Origin of the sequence: Variovorax frigidus (genome assembly GCF_051216515.1) — a bacterium.
Classification (GTDB): domain Bacteria; phylum Pseudomonadota; class Gammaproteobacteria; order Burkholderiales; family Burkholderiaceae_C; genus Variovorax.
The window spans coordinates 442,033-458,719 of sequence record NZ_JBPJZF010000005.1 but is presented as its reverse complement, the minus strand read 5'-3'; the positions used below and the strand labels follow the sequence as shown (position 1 = coordinate 458,719).

Genomic DNA, 16,687 nt, shown 5'->3' with positions numbered 1-16,687 from the left:
AGCCCGCAGCCGTATTTCCACCGTACAGGAGAGGTACCGCTTTGCGGTAGCCTCTCCTTGTGTTTTTTGACTGACAACGAAGATCCCGGAGATACCCATGGCCACCACCCTGTCACCCGCCGAAGAAGCCCTGCGCGAAGCAGCGCGCGAATACCACCGCAGCCCCGTGCGCGGCAAGATTTCCGTCACGCCCACCAAGCCGCTGCTGAACCAACGCGACCTGTCGCTGGCCTACTCACCCGGCGTGGCCTACCCCTGCCTCGACATCGAAGCAGATCCCAGCCTCGCGGCCGAATACACCTCGCGCGGCAACCTGGTCGGCGTGGTCACCAACGGCACCGCGGTGCTGGGCCTGGGCAACATCGGCCCGCTGGCCGCCAAGCCGGTGATGGAAGGCAAGGGCTGCCTGTTCAAGAAGTTCGCCGGCATCGACGTGTTCGACATCGAGCTGGCCGAGACCGACCCCGACAAGCTGGTCGAGATCATCGCGGCGCTCGAGCCCACGCTGGGCGGCATCAACCTCGAGGACATCAAGGCGCCCGAGTGCTTCTACATCGAGCAGAAGCTGCGCGAGCGCATGAACATCCCGGTGTTCCACGACGACCAGCACGGCACGGCCATCATCTCGGCCGCCGCGCTGATCAACGGCCTGGAGCTGGTCGGCAAGAAGATCGAGGACGTGAAGATCGCGGTCTCGGGCGCGGGCGCTGCGGCGCTGGCCTGCCTGGACGTGATGGTCGGCATGGGCGCGCGCAAGGCCAACATCCACGTGGTCGACTCCAAGGGCCTGATCTACGTCGGCCGCGCGGGCGGCTTCGACGAATCGAAGGCACGCTTCGCGCAGACCGACAGCGGCGCACGCACGCTGGCCGACGTGATGAAGGACGCCGACGTGTTCCTCGGCTGCTCGGCGCCGGGCGTGGTCACGCAGGACATGGTCAAGGGCATGGGCACGCAGCCCATCATCCTGGCGCTGGCCAACCCCGAGCCCGAGATCCGGCCCGAGCTGGCCAAGGAAGTGCGGCCCGACTGCATCATCGCCACCGGCCGCTCGGACTATCCGAACCAGGTCAACAACGTGCTGTGCTTCCCCTACATCTTCCGCGGCGCGCTCGATTGCGGCGCCACCAAGATCACGGAAGAGATGAAGCTGGCCTGCGTGCGCGAGATCGCCGAACTGACCAAGGCCGACATCAGCGAGGAAGTGGCCACCGCCTATGCGGGCCAGGAGCTCACCTTCGGCCCCGACTACCTGATCCCCAAGCCCTTCGATTCGCGCCTGATCCTGCGCATCGCGCCGGCCGTGGCCAAGGCCGCCGCCGCCTCCGGCGTGGCGACCCGCCCGATCGAGGACATGGAGGCCTACCGCCAGCACCTGACGCGCTTCGTCTACCAGACCGGCATGTTCATGCGCCCGGTGTTCGGCGCCGCCAAGCTTGCGACCAAGAAGCGCGTGGCCTATGCCGAAGGCGAGGACGACCGCGTGCTGCGCGCCGCCCAGCTGGCGGTGGACGAAGGCCTGGCCAAGCCGATCCTGATCGGCCGCCCTTCGGTGATCGAGGCGCGCATCAAGAAGGCCGGCCTGCACCTGCGCCTGGGCGTCGATGCCGAAGTGGTCGACCCCGAGAACGATCCGCGCTTCCGCACCTACTGGGAGGCCTACCACCAGCTCATGGGCCGCCAGGGCATCACGCCCGAGGCCTCGAAGAGCATGGTGCGCCGCTCCAACACCAGCATCGCCGCGCTGATGGTGCACCTGGGCGATGCCGATGCCATGCTGTGCGGGCTGGTCGGCCGCTTCGACAGCCACCTCAAGATCCTGCAGCAGCTGCTGGGCACGAAGCGCGGTGCGCCAGGCTTCGCCACGCTCAACGCGCTGACGCTGGAGAAGTACACGCTGTTCATCGCCGACACCAGCGTGCACGAAGACCCGACGGCCGAGCAGCTGGCCCACATTGCGCTGATGGCGGCCGAGGAAGTCCGCCGCTTCGGCCTGCCGCCCAAGGTGGCCTTCCTGTCGCACTCGAACTTCGGCACCTCCGAGCGCGCCTCGGCCCGCAAGATGCGCATCGCGCGCGACCTGTTCGCCAAGATGGCGCCCGACGTCGAATGCGACGGCGAGATGCACGGCGATGCGGCCCTGTCGGAAGACATCCGCCGCACCTCGCTGCCCACCAGCACGCTGACCGGCGAGGCCAACCTGCTGATCTGCCCCAACCTCGACGCTGCGAACATCCTGTTCAACGTGCTCAAGATGACCGGCGGCAACGGCATCACGGTCGGCCCGATCCTGCTGGGCGCCGCGGCCACGGTGCACATCCTCACGCCCTCGGCCACGGTGCGCCGCGTGCTCAACATGACGGCGCTGGCGGTGGCGCAGGCGTCGATCCAGAAATAGTGCATCGCTGCCGAGAACGCCCCGACACGGTGCGCCGTGCGGGGCGTTTTCACTTGAAGCACACGGCGCACTTCTTTGGGCCCCCGGGAGAAACCGCACCAAGGGCGTGCAGGCACCGTTATTGCTTCTGGAGGTGACATTCCCTTAGCGAGTCACCCATGAACAAGCGCCAACTGCTCCAGTCCTTCCTTGCCGCCTCTGCGCTCAGCTTCGGCCTCTCGCCGGTCTTCGCCCAGAGCACGACACCGATCAAGTTCCAGCTCGACTGGCGCTTCGAAGGACCAGCCGCGCTGTTCCTGCACCCGGCCGCCAAGGGCTACTTCAAGAACGCCGGCCTCGACGTGAGCATCGACGCGGGCAACGGCTCGGGCGGCACCGTGACGCGCGTGGCCTCGGGCGCCTACGAGATGGGCTTCGCCGATCTCGCGGCGCTGATGGAATTCCACGCCAACAACCCCGACAGCCCGAACAAGCCGGTCGCGGTGATGATGGTCTACAACAACACGCCGGCCTCGGTCATGGCGCTCAAGAAGAGCGGCATCACCAAGCCCGCGGACCTGGCCGGCAAGAAGCTCGGCGCGCCGGTGTTCGACGCGGGCCGCCGCGCCTTCCCGATCTTCGCCAAGGCCAACAACGTGGGCGCGGTCAACTGGACCGCGATGGACCCGAGCCTGCGCGAGACCATGCTCGTGCGCGGCGACATCGACGCCATCACCGGCTTCACCTTCACTTCGCTGCTCAACCTCGAGGCGCGCGGCGCCAAGGCGGTCGACGTGGTGATCCTGCCCTACCCCGACTACGGCGTGAAGCTTTACGGCAACGTGATCATCGCGTCGCCCAAGCTCATCAAGGAGAACCCGGCGGCGGTGAAGGCCTTCCTCTCGGCCTTCGCCAAGGGCGCGAAGGAAGTCATCGCCAATCCGGCCGTGGCGATCGAGTCGGTCAAGGCGCGCGACGGCATCATCGACAGCAAGCTCGAGACGCGCCGCCTGCAACTGGCCATCGACACCGTGATCAACAGCCCCGATGCGCGGGCCGAAGGCTTCGGCGCGGTCAACGCCGGCCGCATGGCGCTGATGGCTTCGCAGGTATCGGACGCCTTCAACACCAAGACACGCGTGAGCCCGGATGCGGTGTGGACCGCGGCGCTGCTGCCGTCGGCCGCCGAACTCAACATCCTCAAGAAATAGGCACACCCCCGAAGCGCCCCCACTTCGTGGAGTCGCCTCCCCCTTGCAGGGGGCCATGCCAGCCGCCCGGCAAAGCCGGATCGGCGGCATGCCTGGCGAAGACACGTCACCCACCGAACCGGACGCATGCATGCCAGTTGACTCCCATACCCCCGTCATTGACACCCCCTTCGTCGACTTCCAGGACGTCTGGCTCGCCTACAACGAGGAGCTGCTGCGCGAGAACCACTTCGCGGTCGAGGCCATCGACCTGCAGGTCAAGCGCGGCGAGTTCATCGCCATCGTCGGCCCCTCGGGCTGCGGCAAGTCGACCTTCATGAAGCTCACGACCGGGCTCAAGATGCCCTCGATGGGCAAGATCCGCATCGACGGCCAGCCGGTGACCGGCCCGCTCAAGATCTCGGGCATGGCCTTCCAGGCGCCCTCGCTGCTGCCCTGGCGCACCACGGTCGACAACGTGCTGCTGCCGCTGGAGATCGTCGAGCCCTACCGCTCGAGCTTCAAGGCCAAGCGCAAGGAGTACGTGGAGCGCGCGCGCAAGCTGCTGCAGAAAGTGGGCCTGGCAGGCTATGAAGACAAGTTCCCGTGGCAGCTCTCGGGCGGCATGCAGCAGCGCGCGAGCATCTGCCGCGCGCTGATCCACGAGCCCAAGATGCTGCTGCTCGACGAGCCCTTCGGCGCGCTCGACGCCTTCACGCGCGAAGAGCTCTGGTGCATCCTGCGCGACCTCTGGACCGAGCAGCAGTTCAACGTGATCCTGGTCACGCACGATCTGCGCGAGAGCGTGTTCCTGGCCGACACGGTCTACGTGATGAGCAAGAGCCCCGGGCGCTTCGTGGTCAAGCGCGAAATCGAGCTGCCGCGCCCGCGCGAGCTCGAGCTCACCTACACCAAGGAATTCACCGACATCGTGCTCGAGCTGCGCAGCCACATCGGCGCCATCCGCAATACGGGCATCAGCGCCGCACAAACCGCCGCCGCAGGAGCCGCCGCATGAAGAACAACAGCAAGCAGATCGAACGCTGGTCGCCCTGGATCCTGCTGGTCGCGGTGCTCGTGCTCTGGCAGATCGTCTGCTCGGGCTTCGAGGTCTCGGACTTCATCTTCCCGAGCCCGATCCGCATCTGGAACCAGTTCTGGGAGTTCAAGGAGATCATCGCGGGCCATGCCTGGCGCACCTTCTGGGTCACGATGGCGGGCTTCGGCCTGGCGATCGTGGTGGGCGTGCTGCTGGGCTTCGTGGTCGGCAGCTCGCGCCTCGCCTATGCGGCGATGTACCCGCTGATGACGGCCTTCAACGCGCTGCCCAAGGCGGCCTTCGTGCCGATCCTGGTGGTGTGGTTCGGCATCGGCGTCGGGCCGGCGATCCTCACGGCCTTCCTGATCAGCTTCTTCCCGATCATGGTGAACATCGCGACCGGCCTGGCCACGCTCGAACCCGAGCTGGAAGACGTGCTGCGCGTGCTGGGCGCCAAGCGCTGGGACGTGCTGATGAAGATCGGCCTGCCGCGCTCCATGCCCTACTTCTTCGCCTCGCTCAAGGTCGCGATCACGCTGGCCTTCGTCGGCACGACGGTCAGCGAGATGACCGCCGCCAACGAAGGCATCGGCTACCTGCTGATCTCCGCCGGCTCGGCCATGCAGATGGGCCTGGCCTTCGCGGGCCTGATGGTGGTGGGCGCGATGGCGATGGGGATGTATGAACTCTTCAGCGTGGTGGAGAAGCACACCACCGGCTGGGCCCATCGCGGATCACAAGACCAATAATCGGCGCATGACACCTGAACAGATCACGAAGGCGCTGCGCCGCGCCGACGCCGTGGCCCGGCGCGCGATGGCCATGGGCCGCCATCCCTTCGGCGCGGTGCTGATCGCGCCTGACGGCGAGACGGTGCTGGCCGAGCAGGGCAACATCGACACGGTGCAGCACGCCGAGGCCACGCTGGCGCGCACCGCGGCGCTCAACTGGCAGGCCGACTACCTGTGGCAATGCACGCTGGTGACCACGTTCGAGCCCTGTGCCATGTGCGCGGGCACGGCCTATTGGGCCAACATCGGGCGCGTGGTCTATGGCGCCGAAGAGTCGGCGCTGCTCGCTCTGACCGGCGACCATCCCGAGAACCCCACGCTGTCGCTGCCCTGCCGCGAGGTCTTCGCGCGCGGCCAGAAGCGCATCGAGGTCATCGGGCCGGTGCCCGAAGTGGCCGACGAGATGACCGCGACGCACCGCGGCTTCTGGGCACGCGACGGCGCCGGCTGAGTCCGGCCGCACCCCAAGTGGTTACAGTGGCGCGGGCTCTCGTCGCCCACTGTTGCCCTTCGCCTCCATGACCCAAATCCAAGCCCGCCGCAAACTCATCGTCATCATCCTTCTGTGCGTCGCCCTGGGCGGCGCCGCGTTGCGGCACCTGAGCCTGCCCGGCACCACCGCGCGCGACATCGGCACGCTGCTGATGCTGCTGTGGATTCCGGTGATCGGCAACGTGATCGCCTGGCTGGTCGGCCGCATCAAGCGCAAGCCGGCGGAGGAAACCCCGGTTGCCACCTTCGCCGAAGCCACCCCTTTCCGGCCGCAGGTGCAGGTCGAACTCACGCTGCGTCCGCCCTCGGTGCCGGCCGAGGACATCGCCATCGCCGAGGGCGAGCATCACTGCGCCTTCGTGCTCGGCAACGAAGGGTTCTCCGGCAAATGGAAGGTGCCTGAAGGCGGCAGCTTCCGCCGCGGCACCGCACAAAGGCTGCCGGTCGAGTTCCTCACGCCGGCGCTCGCGCTGCCGAAGTTCCAGCCCGGCACGGTGTTCCGGATGCTGGTGGGTGAATCCTTCATCGGCGACGGGCGGGTGCTGGCGGTGCTGGACACGCCTGCCGCTTAGACGCTCAGGCCCAGCCGGTTTCGATCTCGGTCTTCACGTCGACCATGAGCCGGTGCACCGGGCACTTGGCGGCCACGCGCAGCAGCTCCGCGCGCTGCGCGTCGTCGAGTGCGCCGGTCACGTGCAGCGAGGCCTTGAGCCGGTAGACGCCCTGGCGCTCCTGGCTGTCGTCGCGCTCGATCTTCACCTCGATGTCTTCGACCGGCATGTTCTTGCGCTGCGCATAGAGCAGCACCGTGAGCGCCTTGCACGAGGCCAGCGCGGCGTCGTAGAGGTCGTGCGGCGAAGGGCCCGCATCGGCACCGCCGCCCGCGGGCGAGGCATCGACCGCGAAAGCATGGTTGCGCACGTGCACGGTGTGGCGCGTACCGGTGGTGCCGTCGCGGCGGACTGAAATGCTCATGGGGGCTCCTGGGAAGTGTGCGGCCATGGTAGCGCCGCCCCCGGCGGTCTCAGGCCGCCTGCATCAGCGGGATGGTGCGCGCGCCGCGGTGCACCTCGCTCTCGCCGTGCTTCGCCAACAGCTGCATCAAATGGCGGCGGATCATGATGCCGGGCTTGTCGGACTCCATCGAGTACTCGACGCCGCGGCGGCGCGTATCGACCATGGCGTCGGGGTCGGTCGATTCGAGGATGTCCTTGTCCTCGCGCGTGATCTCCTCGTCGAAGTCGATCAGCAACTGTGCCGGGCAATCGGCCTCGGTGTCGTTGCGGTAGAGCCATTGGCACAGCTGCATGCGGCCGTCGTCGATGGGCGTGAAGCAGTTGATGATGATGTGGCGGATGCCCGAGGGGTACTCGATGTCGAGCCGGCGCGAGAAAGGCAGGAAGTAGGCGTTGCGCATGTGGCGCTGCGTCACCGGCTCGCTCACGCCGCTGATCGCATGGAAGCGCGCCGGATTGGCCGCGGCGATCACCGTCTCGGCATAGAAGCCGTTCTCGCGCTCGACGAACTCGTATTTGCTGGGCTTGGGCTGGTCGGGCACGCCGAAGGTGGCGCGGTGCACGAAGCTGAAGTGCGAGTTGTCGAAGGAGTTCTCGAGCGCCCGCATCGGGCTGGTCTGCCACTCTTCATGGAACTGGAAGATGGTGCGGTAGGCCGGGTCGTGGAACTCGGGCACGGCGGGGATGTCGGCGATCGGGTCTTCCAGTGCGACCCAGGCATAGCCGTAGCGGGCGGTGCAGTGGTAGGCGGTTGTCCTGTACTCGGCCGAAATCTTGCGGTCGGCCTCGTACTGCGGGATGCGGATCACCTGGCCGCTGCGGTCGTAGGTCCAGCCGTGGTAGCCGCACTGGATCGCGCCCGATGCGCAGGCCTGGCCTTCGGCATCGACGCACCAGCCCTTCGACAGCTTCGCGGTGCGGTGGCAGCAGCGGTCGCGCAGGGCAGCCGGCTGGCCGTCGGCGTCGATGAACAGCACGATGTCCTCGCCCAGCAGCCGGAACGGTTTCGGGCCCTGCGCCAGGTCGGTGAGCGGCATGACCGCATGCCAGAACTTGCGGAAGACGGGTTGTTGGGTGACGAGCATGAGCGGACTCCTTCGGTTGCGTGGGAACAAACATGAAAGAGCAATTTCCCACCGGGGCCACCGGCTGAACGCTTCTACTCTGAGCCGATACACAAGCAAGTTGCGCACCAGAGACTGCTTCTCTTGCTCCTTCCCCCGCCGGGGGAAGGCTGGGATGGGGGCTGCGGCGTGCACATCGAAGGCTGCGTGCCCCCACCCCTGCCCTCCCCCGGAAGGGGAGGGAGAAAAAGGCATTGGCATGCCTCGTGCTTCAACACCTCCAAGAGTAGAAGCGTTCAGCAGCGCACCGCACCTCCCGCGTGCGCCGCCCGGAAATTGCTCTTGAAGCGCCCCTTGCAGCGTGATGCAGCGGGCTTCATTCAAGACACCACGATTTCCAGCAGAGGTCTCTTCTTATGCAACGCCGCAGCTTTCTCGCCACCTCCACCGCCATCGCCGCCAGCCTGTCGGCGCCGTTCATCCTCGCGCAGAGCGCCAAGCTCACGCCGCTGAAGTTCACGCTCGACTTCCGCATCAACGGCCAGACCGCGCCCTTCTTCCTGGCCCACAGCCGCGGCTACTACCAGGACGAGGGCCTGGACGTGAGCATCGACACCGGTGCGGGCTCGGTGGCGTCGATCATGCGCATCGCGAGCGGCGTCTACCAGCTGGGCCTGGGCGACATCAGCTCGCTGATCGAGTTCAATGCACAGAACGCGGGCACGCCGATGGTGCAGGCGGTCTACCAGTACTACAACCGCGCACCCTTCGTGATCATCGGTCGCAAGGATCGCGGCGTGACCGCCGACTTCGCCAGCCTGCAGGGCAAGAAGGTGGCGGCCGCGGCCGTCGAGTCGACCCGCCGCGCCTGGCCGATGGTGGCGCGCAAGAAGGGCATGAAGCCCGATGCCTTCCAGTGGCAGACCACCGACTTCAGCGCCCGCGACAACGTGATGGTGCGCGGCGACGTCGATGCCGCCACCTACTTCCACGACTCGGCCGTCTCGCTGTTCGCACGCATGAAGATGGAGGAGCTGTCGGTGCTCCGGTATTCGGACGCCGGCGTCAACCTCTACGGCAACGCCATCCTCGCGAGCAGCCGGCTGATCGCCGAAAAGCCGACGGTGGTCGCGGGCTTCCTGCGCGCCACCCACCGGGCGATCATGGAGACGCTGGCCGCGCCCGCGCCGTCGATCGCGGCCATGCGCCTGCGCGAGCCGATCCTCGACGAGAAGGTCGAGCTCGAACGCTGGGGCATCACCGCACAATACGTGGCCGCACCCGACACCCGCGCGCACGGCGTGGGCGACATCCGCAAGCTGCTGCTCGAGCAGCAGGTCGACGAGGTGGCCGAGGTCTTCGGCCTCAAGACCCGCCCCTCGGCCGACGCGATCTTCAACGGTTCGATGCTGCCCGCGCGCGGCGAACGCATGGTCAAGACATGAAATTCACATCCACCACCGCCCTCCCCCTCGAAACCACGCTCGACGAGCGCGACGGCCGCTACCTGCGCAAGGCGATCCTGTGGTCGCATGCCTCGGGCCGCCGCGGCAACCGGCCCTTCGGCGCGGTCATCGTGTCGGCCGAGGGCGAGGTGCTGGCCGAGGGCTACAACAACAGCTTCGAGACCGGCGACTGCACCGGCCACGCGGAGGTCAGCGCGATCCGCGCGCTCGCGCCCCGGCGCCCCGACCGCGCATTGCTGGCCGGCGCCACGCTGTACTCGTCGGCCGAGCCCTGCGTGATGTGCGCGGGCGCGATCTTCTGGGCCAACATCGGCCGCGTGGTGTTCGGCATCGACGCCGAGCGGCTGCGCGTGTTCCGCGGCGAGCGCCAGGACCAGCGCGACGCCGAACTCTCGTGCCGCGACGTGTTCGCGGCCTCGCCGCATCCGATCGAGTGCATCGGGCCCGCGCTGATCGACGAGGCGAGCGCGGCGCACGAGGGTGCCTGGAAGGCCTGAGGTCCGCGCCACCGATCGCTAGACTCCCTCCATGCCATGGCACGCCCGACTCGCGCTCGACTACAGCGCCGAAAACCAACGCAGCGTCGCACGCTTTCGCCACGACGGACCGCTGCGCATCCTCCAGAGCCTCTATCCCGAGGGTGACGCGGTCTGCCACAACGTGCTGGTGCATCCGCCCGGCGGGCTGGTGGGCGGCGACACCCTGGACATCGCGATCACCGGCGCGCCCGGCAGCCATGGCCTGGTGACCACACCCGGCGCCACGCGCTTCTACCGCTCCGAAGGCGAGGCGGCCATCCAGCGCACGCAGATCAAGCTCGAGGCCGACGCGCGGCTCGAATGGCTGCCGCTCGAAGCGCTGTGCTACAGCGGCTGCCGCGCCGAGAACCGGTTGCGGATGGACCTCGCGCCCGGCGCCGAACTGCTGGGCTGGGATGTGAGCGCGCTGGGCCTGCCCGGTGCCAACCTGCCCTTCGAACGCGGCAGCCTGCTGCAGCACATCGAGGTGCCGGGCGTGTGGCTCGAACGCGGCCGCATCGACGCCACCGACCAGCGCCTGCTGCAAAGCCCGATCGGGCTGGCCGGCCACCGATGCATCGCCTCGCTGTTCTTCGTGGCCGGCACGCCGATCCCGCGCGCCCGGCGCGAGGCCCTGCTCGACATCGCGCGCACGCTGACCGACGCGCACCCGCTGGTCGCCAGCGCGGGCGCGACCGGCCCGCATGCCGAGGTGGTGGTGCTGCGCGTGCTCGCGCCGGTGGTCGAGCCCGCGATGCAGCTGCTGCGCCAGGTCTGGCAGGCATGGCGCACCGCGCTGTGGCAGAGGCCGCCCGGGGCGCCGCGCATCTGGGCGATGTAGGGCGCTCAGGCCACCTCGACGCGATTGCGGCCCGCCGCCTTGGCGCGGTAGAGCGCCGCATCGGCGCGCGCCAGCATCGCATCCAGCGTATCGCTCGCGCCCTGGAACGCGGCCATGCCGATGCTCACCGTGAGCTTGTCGATGCCGACGGCTGCCAGCGGCGAGCCGGCATCGAAGGGCCGCGCGAGGCCTTCGCGCAGTCGCTCGGCCACGGCATGGGCCGCGTCGGGCGTCAGGCCCGGCAGCACCGCGAGAAACTCCTCGCCGCCGTAGCGGCCGAAGTGTGCTGCGGCTGGAAGCGGCTCCTGCAGCCGCTGCGCCAGTTCGCGCAGCACCGCGTCGCCGGTCTGGTGGCCGAAGGCGTCGTTGATGCGCTTGAAGTGATCGGCGTCCAGCATCAGCAGCGCCATCGGCACCTCGCCGCGCTGGCTGCGCGCGAAGGCCTTCTGGGACTGCGCGAACAGCGCGCGCCGGTTCAGCACGCCGGTCAGCGGGTCGTGGGTGGCCATGAACTCGAACTCCATGCGGACCCGGTCGGTGGCCATCAGCACCCCGGCGATGCTCATCAGCAGCGCGGTGAAGGAATACATCACGATGTAGACCACCTGCATCCAGGACGGCTGGAGCAGGTCGGTGCCGGCCGCGCCCAGCAGCACGGTCATGAAGCGCAGTCCCGCCACCGTGGCCTGCAGCAGCAGCAGGCCCGTCATCACGCGCAGGCCGAGCTGCGCCAGGGAATGCCGCAAGTAGAGCCGGGCATGTGCCGCGAACAACAGCGAAATGGTGAGCGTGAAGACCGCCAGCCGCATCGTGTAGTCGGGCTGGAAATGCGAATACCAGAACAGCACCGCCCCCAGCAGCAGCGTCACGAGGCTCCAGCCGCGCGTATCGCGCGCATGGCCCAGGAACAGCTGGCTGCCGGCGTAGTAGGTGATGCAGCCCTGGAACAGCACCATGTTGGCGAGCGGAACGGTCAGCACATCGGGCAGCACGCCGCGCATGGCGAACAGCACCGTGCTCCCAAAACATATCAGGGGCGCCAACGTCCATTCGCGCAAACCGCGGATGCCCGCCGGGTAGCTGCGGCGCATGGAGAACATCACCAACGACATCAGCAAGCCCATCACGCCGGCAAGCACGATGACGGAGCGAGGGTCCAGGGCGGAGGACAAGGTCGGCATGGCGGCGAGGCTGGACGGGGGAGATCAAGCGTAACCGACCCCGGGCGCGCTCCCGCCAAGAGGTCTATGACTGCATTCGGCGCCTTCGCCGACAGCACCCCGCCAGGGCGCTGCCTACAGTGAGGACGCCATTCGCCCCGCCCGCCGCATGACGCCGACCTCCACCGACATCCCCGCCCGCCTCGACCGCCTGCCCTGGTCGCGCTGGCACTGGCGCGTGGTGATCGCGCTCGGCGTGGCCTGGGTGCTCGACGGGCTCGAGGTCACCTTGGTGGGCTCGCTGGGCGGCGTGCTCGAACGGGACGACACGCTCGCGCTCTCGGCCGCGCAGATCGGCGGTGCGGGCTCGCTCTACATCGGCGGCGCGGTGGTCGGGGCGCTGATCTTCGGCCGGCTGGCCGACCGCTGGGGCCGCAAGAAGCTGTTCCTGATCACGCTGGCGGTCTACACGGTGGCCAGTTTCGCCACGGCGTTTTCGCCCGGCTTCCTGTTCTTCGCGCTGTGCCGCTTCTTCACCGGCGTGGGCATCGGCGGCGAGTACGCGGCCATCAACTCGGCCATCGACGAGCTGATTCCGGCGCGCGTGCGCGGTCGGGTCAACCTGGCGATCAACGGCAGCTTCTGGATCGGGGCCGCACTGGGCGCGGGCCTGAGCCTGGTGCTGCTCGATCCGCGCGTGCTGGGGCCCGTGTGGGGCTGGCGCGCAGGCTTCGGGCTGGGGGCGCTGCTCGCGCTCGCGATCCTGCTGGTGCGCCGCCATGTGCCCGAGAGCCCGCGCTGGCTGATCGCGCACGGCCGCGCCGACGAGGCCGAAGCCGTGGTCGCGCGCATCGAGGCCGAGGTGGCCGCCCAGCACGGACCGCTGGCGCCGGTGACGCAGCGGCTGGTGTTCACCCGCCAGGCCGCGCCCTCGCTGCGCCAGGTGGCCGAAGTGCTGCTGCACCGCTACCGAAAGCGCAGCGTGGTCGCACTCTCGCTGATGGTGTCGCAGGCCTTCTTCTACAACGCGATCTTCTTCACCTACGCCCTGGTGCTCACGCGCTTCCACGGCGTGCCCGACGGCCGCGTGGCGCTCTACATCTTTCCCTTCGCGCTCGGCAACGTGCTGGGGCCGCTGCTGCTGGGCCCGCTGTTCGACCGCGTGGGGCGGCGCCGCATGATCGCGTTCACCTATGTGCTGTCGGGCATCGGCCTCGCGCTGACCGGCGCGGCCTTCATGGCCGGCTGGCTGAACGCGCTGACGCAGGCGCTGTGCTGGTCGGCGGTGTTCTTCCTCGCTTCGGCCGCGGCCAGCTCGGCCTACCTCACGGTGAGCGAGGTGTTCCCGCTCGAGATGCGTGCGCTCGCCATCTCGCTGTTCTACGCGGTGGGCACCGGGGCCGGCGGCTTCGCGGCACCGCTGCTGTTCGGCCTCCTGATCGACACCGGCAGCCGCGGCGCGGTGGCGGTCGGCTATGCGATCGGCGCGGCGCTGGTGATCGCCGCCGGCCTGATCGCGCTGCGCTGGGGCGTGAATGCCGAGCGCCGTTCGCTCGAGGACATCGCGCCGCCCATGGGCTCGGAACTCAGCGCTGCAGGCGACGACGCCGCCGCAGCCAGACGCTGAGCAGCACGATCACCAGCACCAGCCCCGCGACCATCGCCGGCAGCATGAAGGGCTGCGCCTGCGCCAGCAGCGGCTTCGCGCCGCCCGCGCGCGCCACGGCCACGTCGCGCTCGCTCACCGTGACGGTGCTGTTGCCATAGCGCGTGAGCACATGGTTGGCGATGGCCGCGATCTGCACGTCGGTCAGCGGATCGACGTACGACAGCGCATCGAAGCGCGGCATCAGCACGTGTTCGTCGCCCACCTTGCGTTCCACGCCATAGAGGATCGCCGCCACCAGGTTGGCCGGGTTGGCCAGGCCGGTCGCGGTGTTGTGGAACAGCGAGGGATAGGCCTGGTTGCGGCTGCCCGCGCCGCTGGCCTGGTGGCAGCTCGCGCAGTAGCCGTTGTAGAGCTGCTCGCCGGTGGTGAGCAGCTGCGGGTTGTTGAAGGGTGCCGTGCCGCGCTTCGTGGCCTCGCTGCTCCATGCGGCGCCCCAGGCATGCGCGGGCTTCGCGCCCTCGGCGTCGGCCTTGTCGCGGATCGGCACCGTGCCCTTCAGGTACACGGCGATGGCCTTCAGGTCGGCCTCGGGCAGGTGCTGCAGGCTGTTCTCCACCGCCTCGGCCATGCCGCCCGCGGCCTGCGCCTTGCCTTCGACGCGACCGGTGCGCAGGTACTGCACCAGTTCGGCCTCGCTCCAGCCGCCGATGCCGCTGACCGGGTCCGACGTGATGTTGGGCGCGAGCCAGGGCCCGACCATGCCGCCGGCCAGCGCCTTGCCGCCCTGCTCGGCCATCAGCGCATTGCGCGGCGTGTGGCAGGCGCTGCAGTGGCCCAGCGCGCCGGCCAGGTAGGCGCCGCGGTTCCATTCGGCGCTCTTCGAGACGTCGGGCTCGAAGCGGCGGTCGTCGAGGAACAGCAGGTTCCATGCGGCCATCGAGAAGCGCAGGCTGAAGGGGAACGGCAGCGCCGTCTGCGCGGCCTCGGTGTCGACCGGCGCCACGCCGTGCATGAAGTAGGCGTAGAGCGCCGTGGTGTCCGCGTCGCTGAGTTGCGTGTACGAGGTGTAGGGCATGGCCGGGTACAGCCGCGCGCCGTCGCGGCGCACGCCCTGGCGCAGGGCGCGGGCGAACTCGGCCTCGCTGTAGTCGCCGATGCCGGCCGTCTTCGACGGCGTGATGTTGGTGGCGTAGATGGCGCCCAGCGGCGATTCGATCGCGTAGCCGCCCGCGAAGGGCTTGCCCTTGCCGCCGGGCGCGGTGTGGCAGGCCATGCAGTCGGCGGCGATGGCGAGCTGGCGGCCCTTGTCGATCAGTTCCGCGGACGGGGCCTGTTGCGCCGTGGCGGCCTGGGCGAGCACCATCGCGAACCCCAGCGCCGATGCCGTGCGGCGGATCAGTGAATGCAGCGTCATGGCTCAGCCCTTCGCCAGTGCGCGGCCGATGGCGTCGGCGGCCTTCAGGCCCAGCGCCGCCATGGTCAGCGTGCTGTTGACCACGCTGGCCGAGGGGATCGGCCCGCCGCCGGGCAGCCAGAGGTTGTCGTGGTCGTGCGTGCGGCAATCGCCGTCGACCACCGAGTCCTTCCGGTCGGCGCCCATGATGGTGCCGCCCATGATGTGGTTGTTGGCGTTGAGCGAAGTCGTGATGTTGAACTCGGTCGCGCCGAAGAGCTGGCCGATGTGCTCGAGCTGCTTGTGCGCGGCCGCCGCGCCCTTGCGCACGTAATCGCCCACGTCGTAGTGGATCTCGGGGCAGGCCAGGCCCAGCGGGTCGCGGCGGGTGGCGCTCAGCGTGAGCCGGTTGTTCGGGTCGGGCAGCGGCTCGAGGCTGATCGAGAGGTCGACGCCGAAGGCCGCGCGGCGGCGGATCTCCTCGTCCAGCGCCTTGCCCACCAGCCCGAGCTTGAGCGCCTGCTGCGTGGCCGGGCCGACGCGCGTGATGTTGTTGAGGATCATCTTGTTCGACGAGTACTCGCTGCGGAAGCCGCCGTCGCGCGGGCCCACCAGGCAGCTGCTCTGCGCCGGACCGCGGCCGATCCACAGCGGCTCGTTGGCCAGGAAGGTGCAGTGGAAGCCCGAGTGGTCCATCATGTTGCGGCCGACCTGGTCGGAGCTGTTGGCGATGCCCGTCGGGTTGCGCTCGTTGGCCGCGAGCAGCAGCAGGCGCGGGGTCTCCAGGCTGTTGCAGGCGATCACGAACTGGCGTCCGGTGGCCTTGTGCGACTTCTTTTCCTTGTCGTACCAGTGGACCGCCGTGATGCGGTTGTTGGCATCGGTGTCGATCCTGTAGGCCACGGCTTCGGGCAGCAGCGTCGTGCCCTTGGCCTCGGCGGTCTGCACATGGTGGATGCCGTTGTACATCGCGCCGATCGGACAGATCGGCTGGCAGTTGTTGTTGCCGCAGCAGGTCGGACGGCCGTTCCAGGGCCGCGTGCTGCGACCCTGCGGAATCGGCACCGAGCGGTAGCCGTGCGCGTTGACCACCTCGGCGAAGCGCTTGTCGCCGTAGCTCCAAGGCACCATGTCCATCGGGTAGGGCTTGCTGCGTTCCGAAGGCGACTGCTGCGCGGGATCGTTCGGGCCGGCCACGCCCATCTCTTCCTCGGCGCGGCAGTAGTAGGGCTCGAGCTCGTCGTAGCTGATGGGCCAGTCGCGGCCCACGCCGTAGGTCGACTTCATGCGCAGGTCCACCGGCAGGTGCCGCCAGCTCGACGCGGCCCAGTGCCAGGTGGTGCCGCCGACCACGCGCAGGTAGCCCTGCTGGAAGCCCTGGCCGTCGGGACCCGACAGGCCCACGTAGTTGTTGGGCGGGAAGTACAGCGGCGCGGGCGCCATCGGCGACTGCGGGAACAGGCCCTGGAAGTCCGAGCCCACGCGGTTGCCGAAGGGCATGTTGCGCCAGTTCTCGACCGCCTGTGCACGCTGGATGCGCGGGCCGGCCTCGAGCATCAGCACCGAGTGGCCGGCGCCCGCGAGCTGGTCGGCGATCATCGCGCCGACCACGCCGGAGCCGACCACGATCACGTCGGCGGTGGCATCGCCATCGGCCGTGAAGACTGCTTTTTTCATCGTGTTTTTTTCTTGGTGTTGTTATGGGGAATAAGCGATGCGAAGGGTTTGCGC

General features: G+C 68.6%; 15 protein-coding genes. 10 read left to right on the top strand and 5 right to left on the bottom strand.

Features of this window, described 5'->3' with window-relative positions:
• Positions 1-97: 97 nt before the first annotated feature.
• The 6 genes from ACSFBC_RS17525 (at position 98) to ACSFBC_RS17500 (ending at position 6,461) form a co-directional block, all read left to right on the top strand.
• Positions 98-2,398, top strand: coding sequence for an NADP-dependent malic enzyme (locus ACSFBC_RS17525; RefSeq protein WP_435511614.1), 2,301 nt, complete (start codon positions 98-100; stop codon positions 2,396-2,398).
• Positions 2,399-2,556: 158 nt separating this feature from the next.
• A complete protein-coding gene (locus tag ACSFBC_RS17520) occupies positions 2,557-3,588 on the top strand; it encodes an ABC transporter substrate-binding protein (RefSeq protein ID WP_435511613.1) in 1,032 nt (343 codons plus the stop codon).
• 130 nt (positions 3,589-3,718) lie between these two features.
• Positions 3,719-4,585: an ABC transporter ATP-binding protein gene (locus tag ACSFBC_RS17515; RefSeq protein ID WP_435511612.1), complete on the top strand. Its 867-nt coding sequence runs from the start codon at positions 3,719-3,721 to the stop codon at positions 4,583-4,585.
• A complete protein-coding gene (locus ACSFBC_RS17510) occupies positions 4,582-5,355 on the top strand; it encodes an ABC transporter permease (RefSeq protein ID WP_435511611.1) in 774 nt (257 codons plus the stop codon). Before ACSFBC_RS17515 ends, ACSFBC_RS17510 begins: the two co-directional genes overlap by 4 nt.
• Before the next feature lie 7 nt (positions 5,356-5,362).
• A complete protein-coding gene (locus tag ACSFBC_RS17505) occupies positions 5,363-5,848 on the top strand; it encodes a nucleoside deaminase (protein WP_435511610.1) in 486 nt (161 codons plus the stop codon).
• Positions 5,849-5,915: 67 nt separating this feature from the next.
• Positions 5,916-6,461, top strand: a complete 546-nt coding sequence (locus ACSFBC_RS17500; protein ID WP_435511609.1) for a hypothetical protein — start codon at positions 5,916-5,918, stop codon at positions 6,459-6,461.
• A gap of 4 nt (positions 6,462-6,465) precedes the next feature.
• Here the strand turns inward: ACSFBC_RS17500 and ACSFBC_RS17495 are convergent, their stop codons facing one another.
• Together ACSFBC_RS17495 and ACSFBC_RS17490 are read right to left on the bottom strand one after the other, a co-directional pair.
• Positions 6,466-6,864 (bottom strand): OsmC family protein, encoded by a 399-nt coding sequence (locus tag ACSFBC_RS17495; RefSeq protein WP_435511608.1) that lies wholly within the window; start codon positions 6,862-6,864, stop codon positions 6,466-6,468.
• Between the two features lie 49 nt (positions 6,865-6,913).
• On the bottom strand, positions 6,914-7,990 hold the full coding sequence (locus ACSFBC_RS17490; RefSeq protein ID WP_435511607.1) for an aromatic ring-hydroxylating dioxygenase subunit alpha: 1,077 nt from the start codon (positions 7,988-7,990) through the stop codon (positions 6,914-6,916).
• 395 nt (positions 7,991-8,385) lie between these two features.
• Between ACSFBC_RS17490 and ACSFBC_RS17485 the strand changes: the two genes are divergently transcribed.
• Genes ACSFBC_RS17485 through ACSFBC_RS17475 form a run of 3 tightly spaced genes read left to right on the top strand, consistent with a single transcriptional unit; the run spans position 8,386 to position 10,794 of the window.
• Positions 8,386-9,414, top strand: coding sequence for an ABC transporter substrate-binding protein (locus ACSFBC_RS17485; protein ID WP_435511606.1), 1,029 nt, complete (start codon positions 8,386-8,388; stop codon positions 9,412-9,414).
• Positions 9,411-9,932 carry a nucleoside deaminase gene (locus ACSFBC_RS17480; protein ID WP_435511605.1) on the top strand — a complete coding sequence of 174 codons (522 nt, stop codon included), beginning with the start codon at positions 9,411-9,413 and terminating at the stop codon, positions 9,930-9,932. The genes ACSFBC_RS17485 and ACSFBC_RS17480 overlap by 4 nt, the downstream gene beginning before the upstream one ends.
• 31 nt (positions 9,933-9,963) lie before the next feature.
• Positions 9,964-10,794 (top strand): urease accessory protein UreD, encoded by an 831-nt coding sequence (locus ACSFBC_RS17475; protein ID WP_435511604.1) that lies wholly within the window; start codon positions 9,964-9,966, stop codon positions 10,792-10,794.
• A gap of 5 nt (positions 10,795-10,799) precedes the next feature.
• On the opposite strand, the gene ACSFBC_RS17470 is transcribed toward ACSFBC_RS17475, so the two are convergent.
• Complete coding sequence (locus tag ACSFBC_RS17470) at positions 10,800-11,966, bottom strand: GGDEF domain-containing protein (RefSeq protein ID WP_435511603.1); 1,167 nt, start codon at positions 11,964-11,966, stop codon at positions 10,800-10,802.
• Positions 11,967-12,123: 157 nt separating this feature from the next.
• Here ACSFBC_RS17470 and ACSFBC_RS17465 point away from each other — a divergent pair, with 157 nt between their 5' ends.
• Positions 12,124-13,581: an MFS transporter gene (locus ACSFBC_RS17465; RefSeq protein ID WP_435511602.1), complete on the top strand. Its 1,458-nt coding sequence runs from the start codon at positions 12,124-12,126 to the stop codon at positions 13,579-13,581.
• On the opposite strand, the gene ACSFBC_RS17460 is transcribed toward ACSFBC_RS17465, so the two are convergent.
• Together ACSFBC_RS17460 and ACSFBC_RS17455 are read right to left on the bottom strand one after the other, a co-directional pair.
• On the bottom strand, positions 13,541-14,977 hold the full coding sequence (locus tag ACSFBC_RS17460; RefSeq protein WP_435511601.1) for a cytochrome c: 1,437 nt from the start codon (positions 14,975-14,977) through the stop codon (positions 13,541-13,543). The genes ACSFBC_RS17465 and ACSFBC_RS17460 overlap by 41 nt on opposite strands.
• 3 nt (positions 14,978-14,980) lie before the next feature.
• The gene (locus ACSFBC_RS17455) at positions 14,981-16,633 is read right to left on the bottom strand and encodes a GMC family oxidoreductase (protein WP_435511600.1); all 1,653 of its coding nucleotides are present in this window, start codon (positions 16,631-16,633) and stop codon (positions 14,981-14,983) included.
• Positions 16,634-16,687 lie beyond the last annotated feature (54 nt).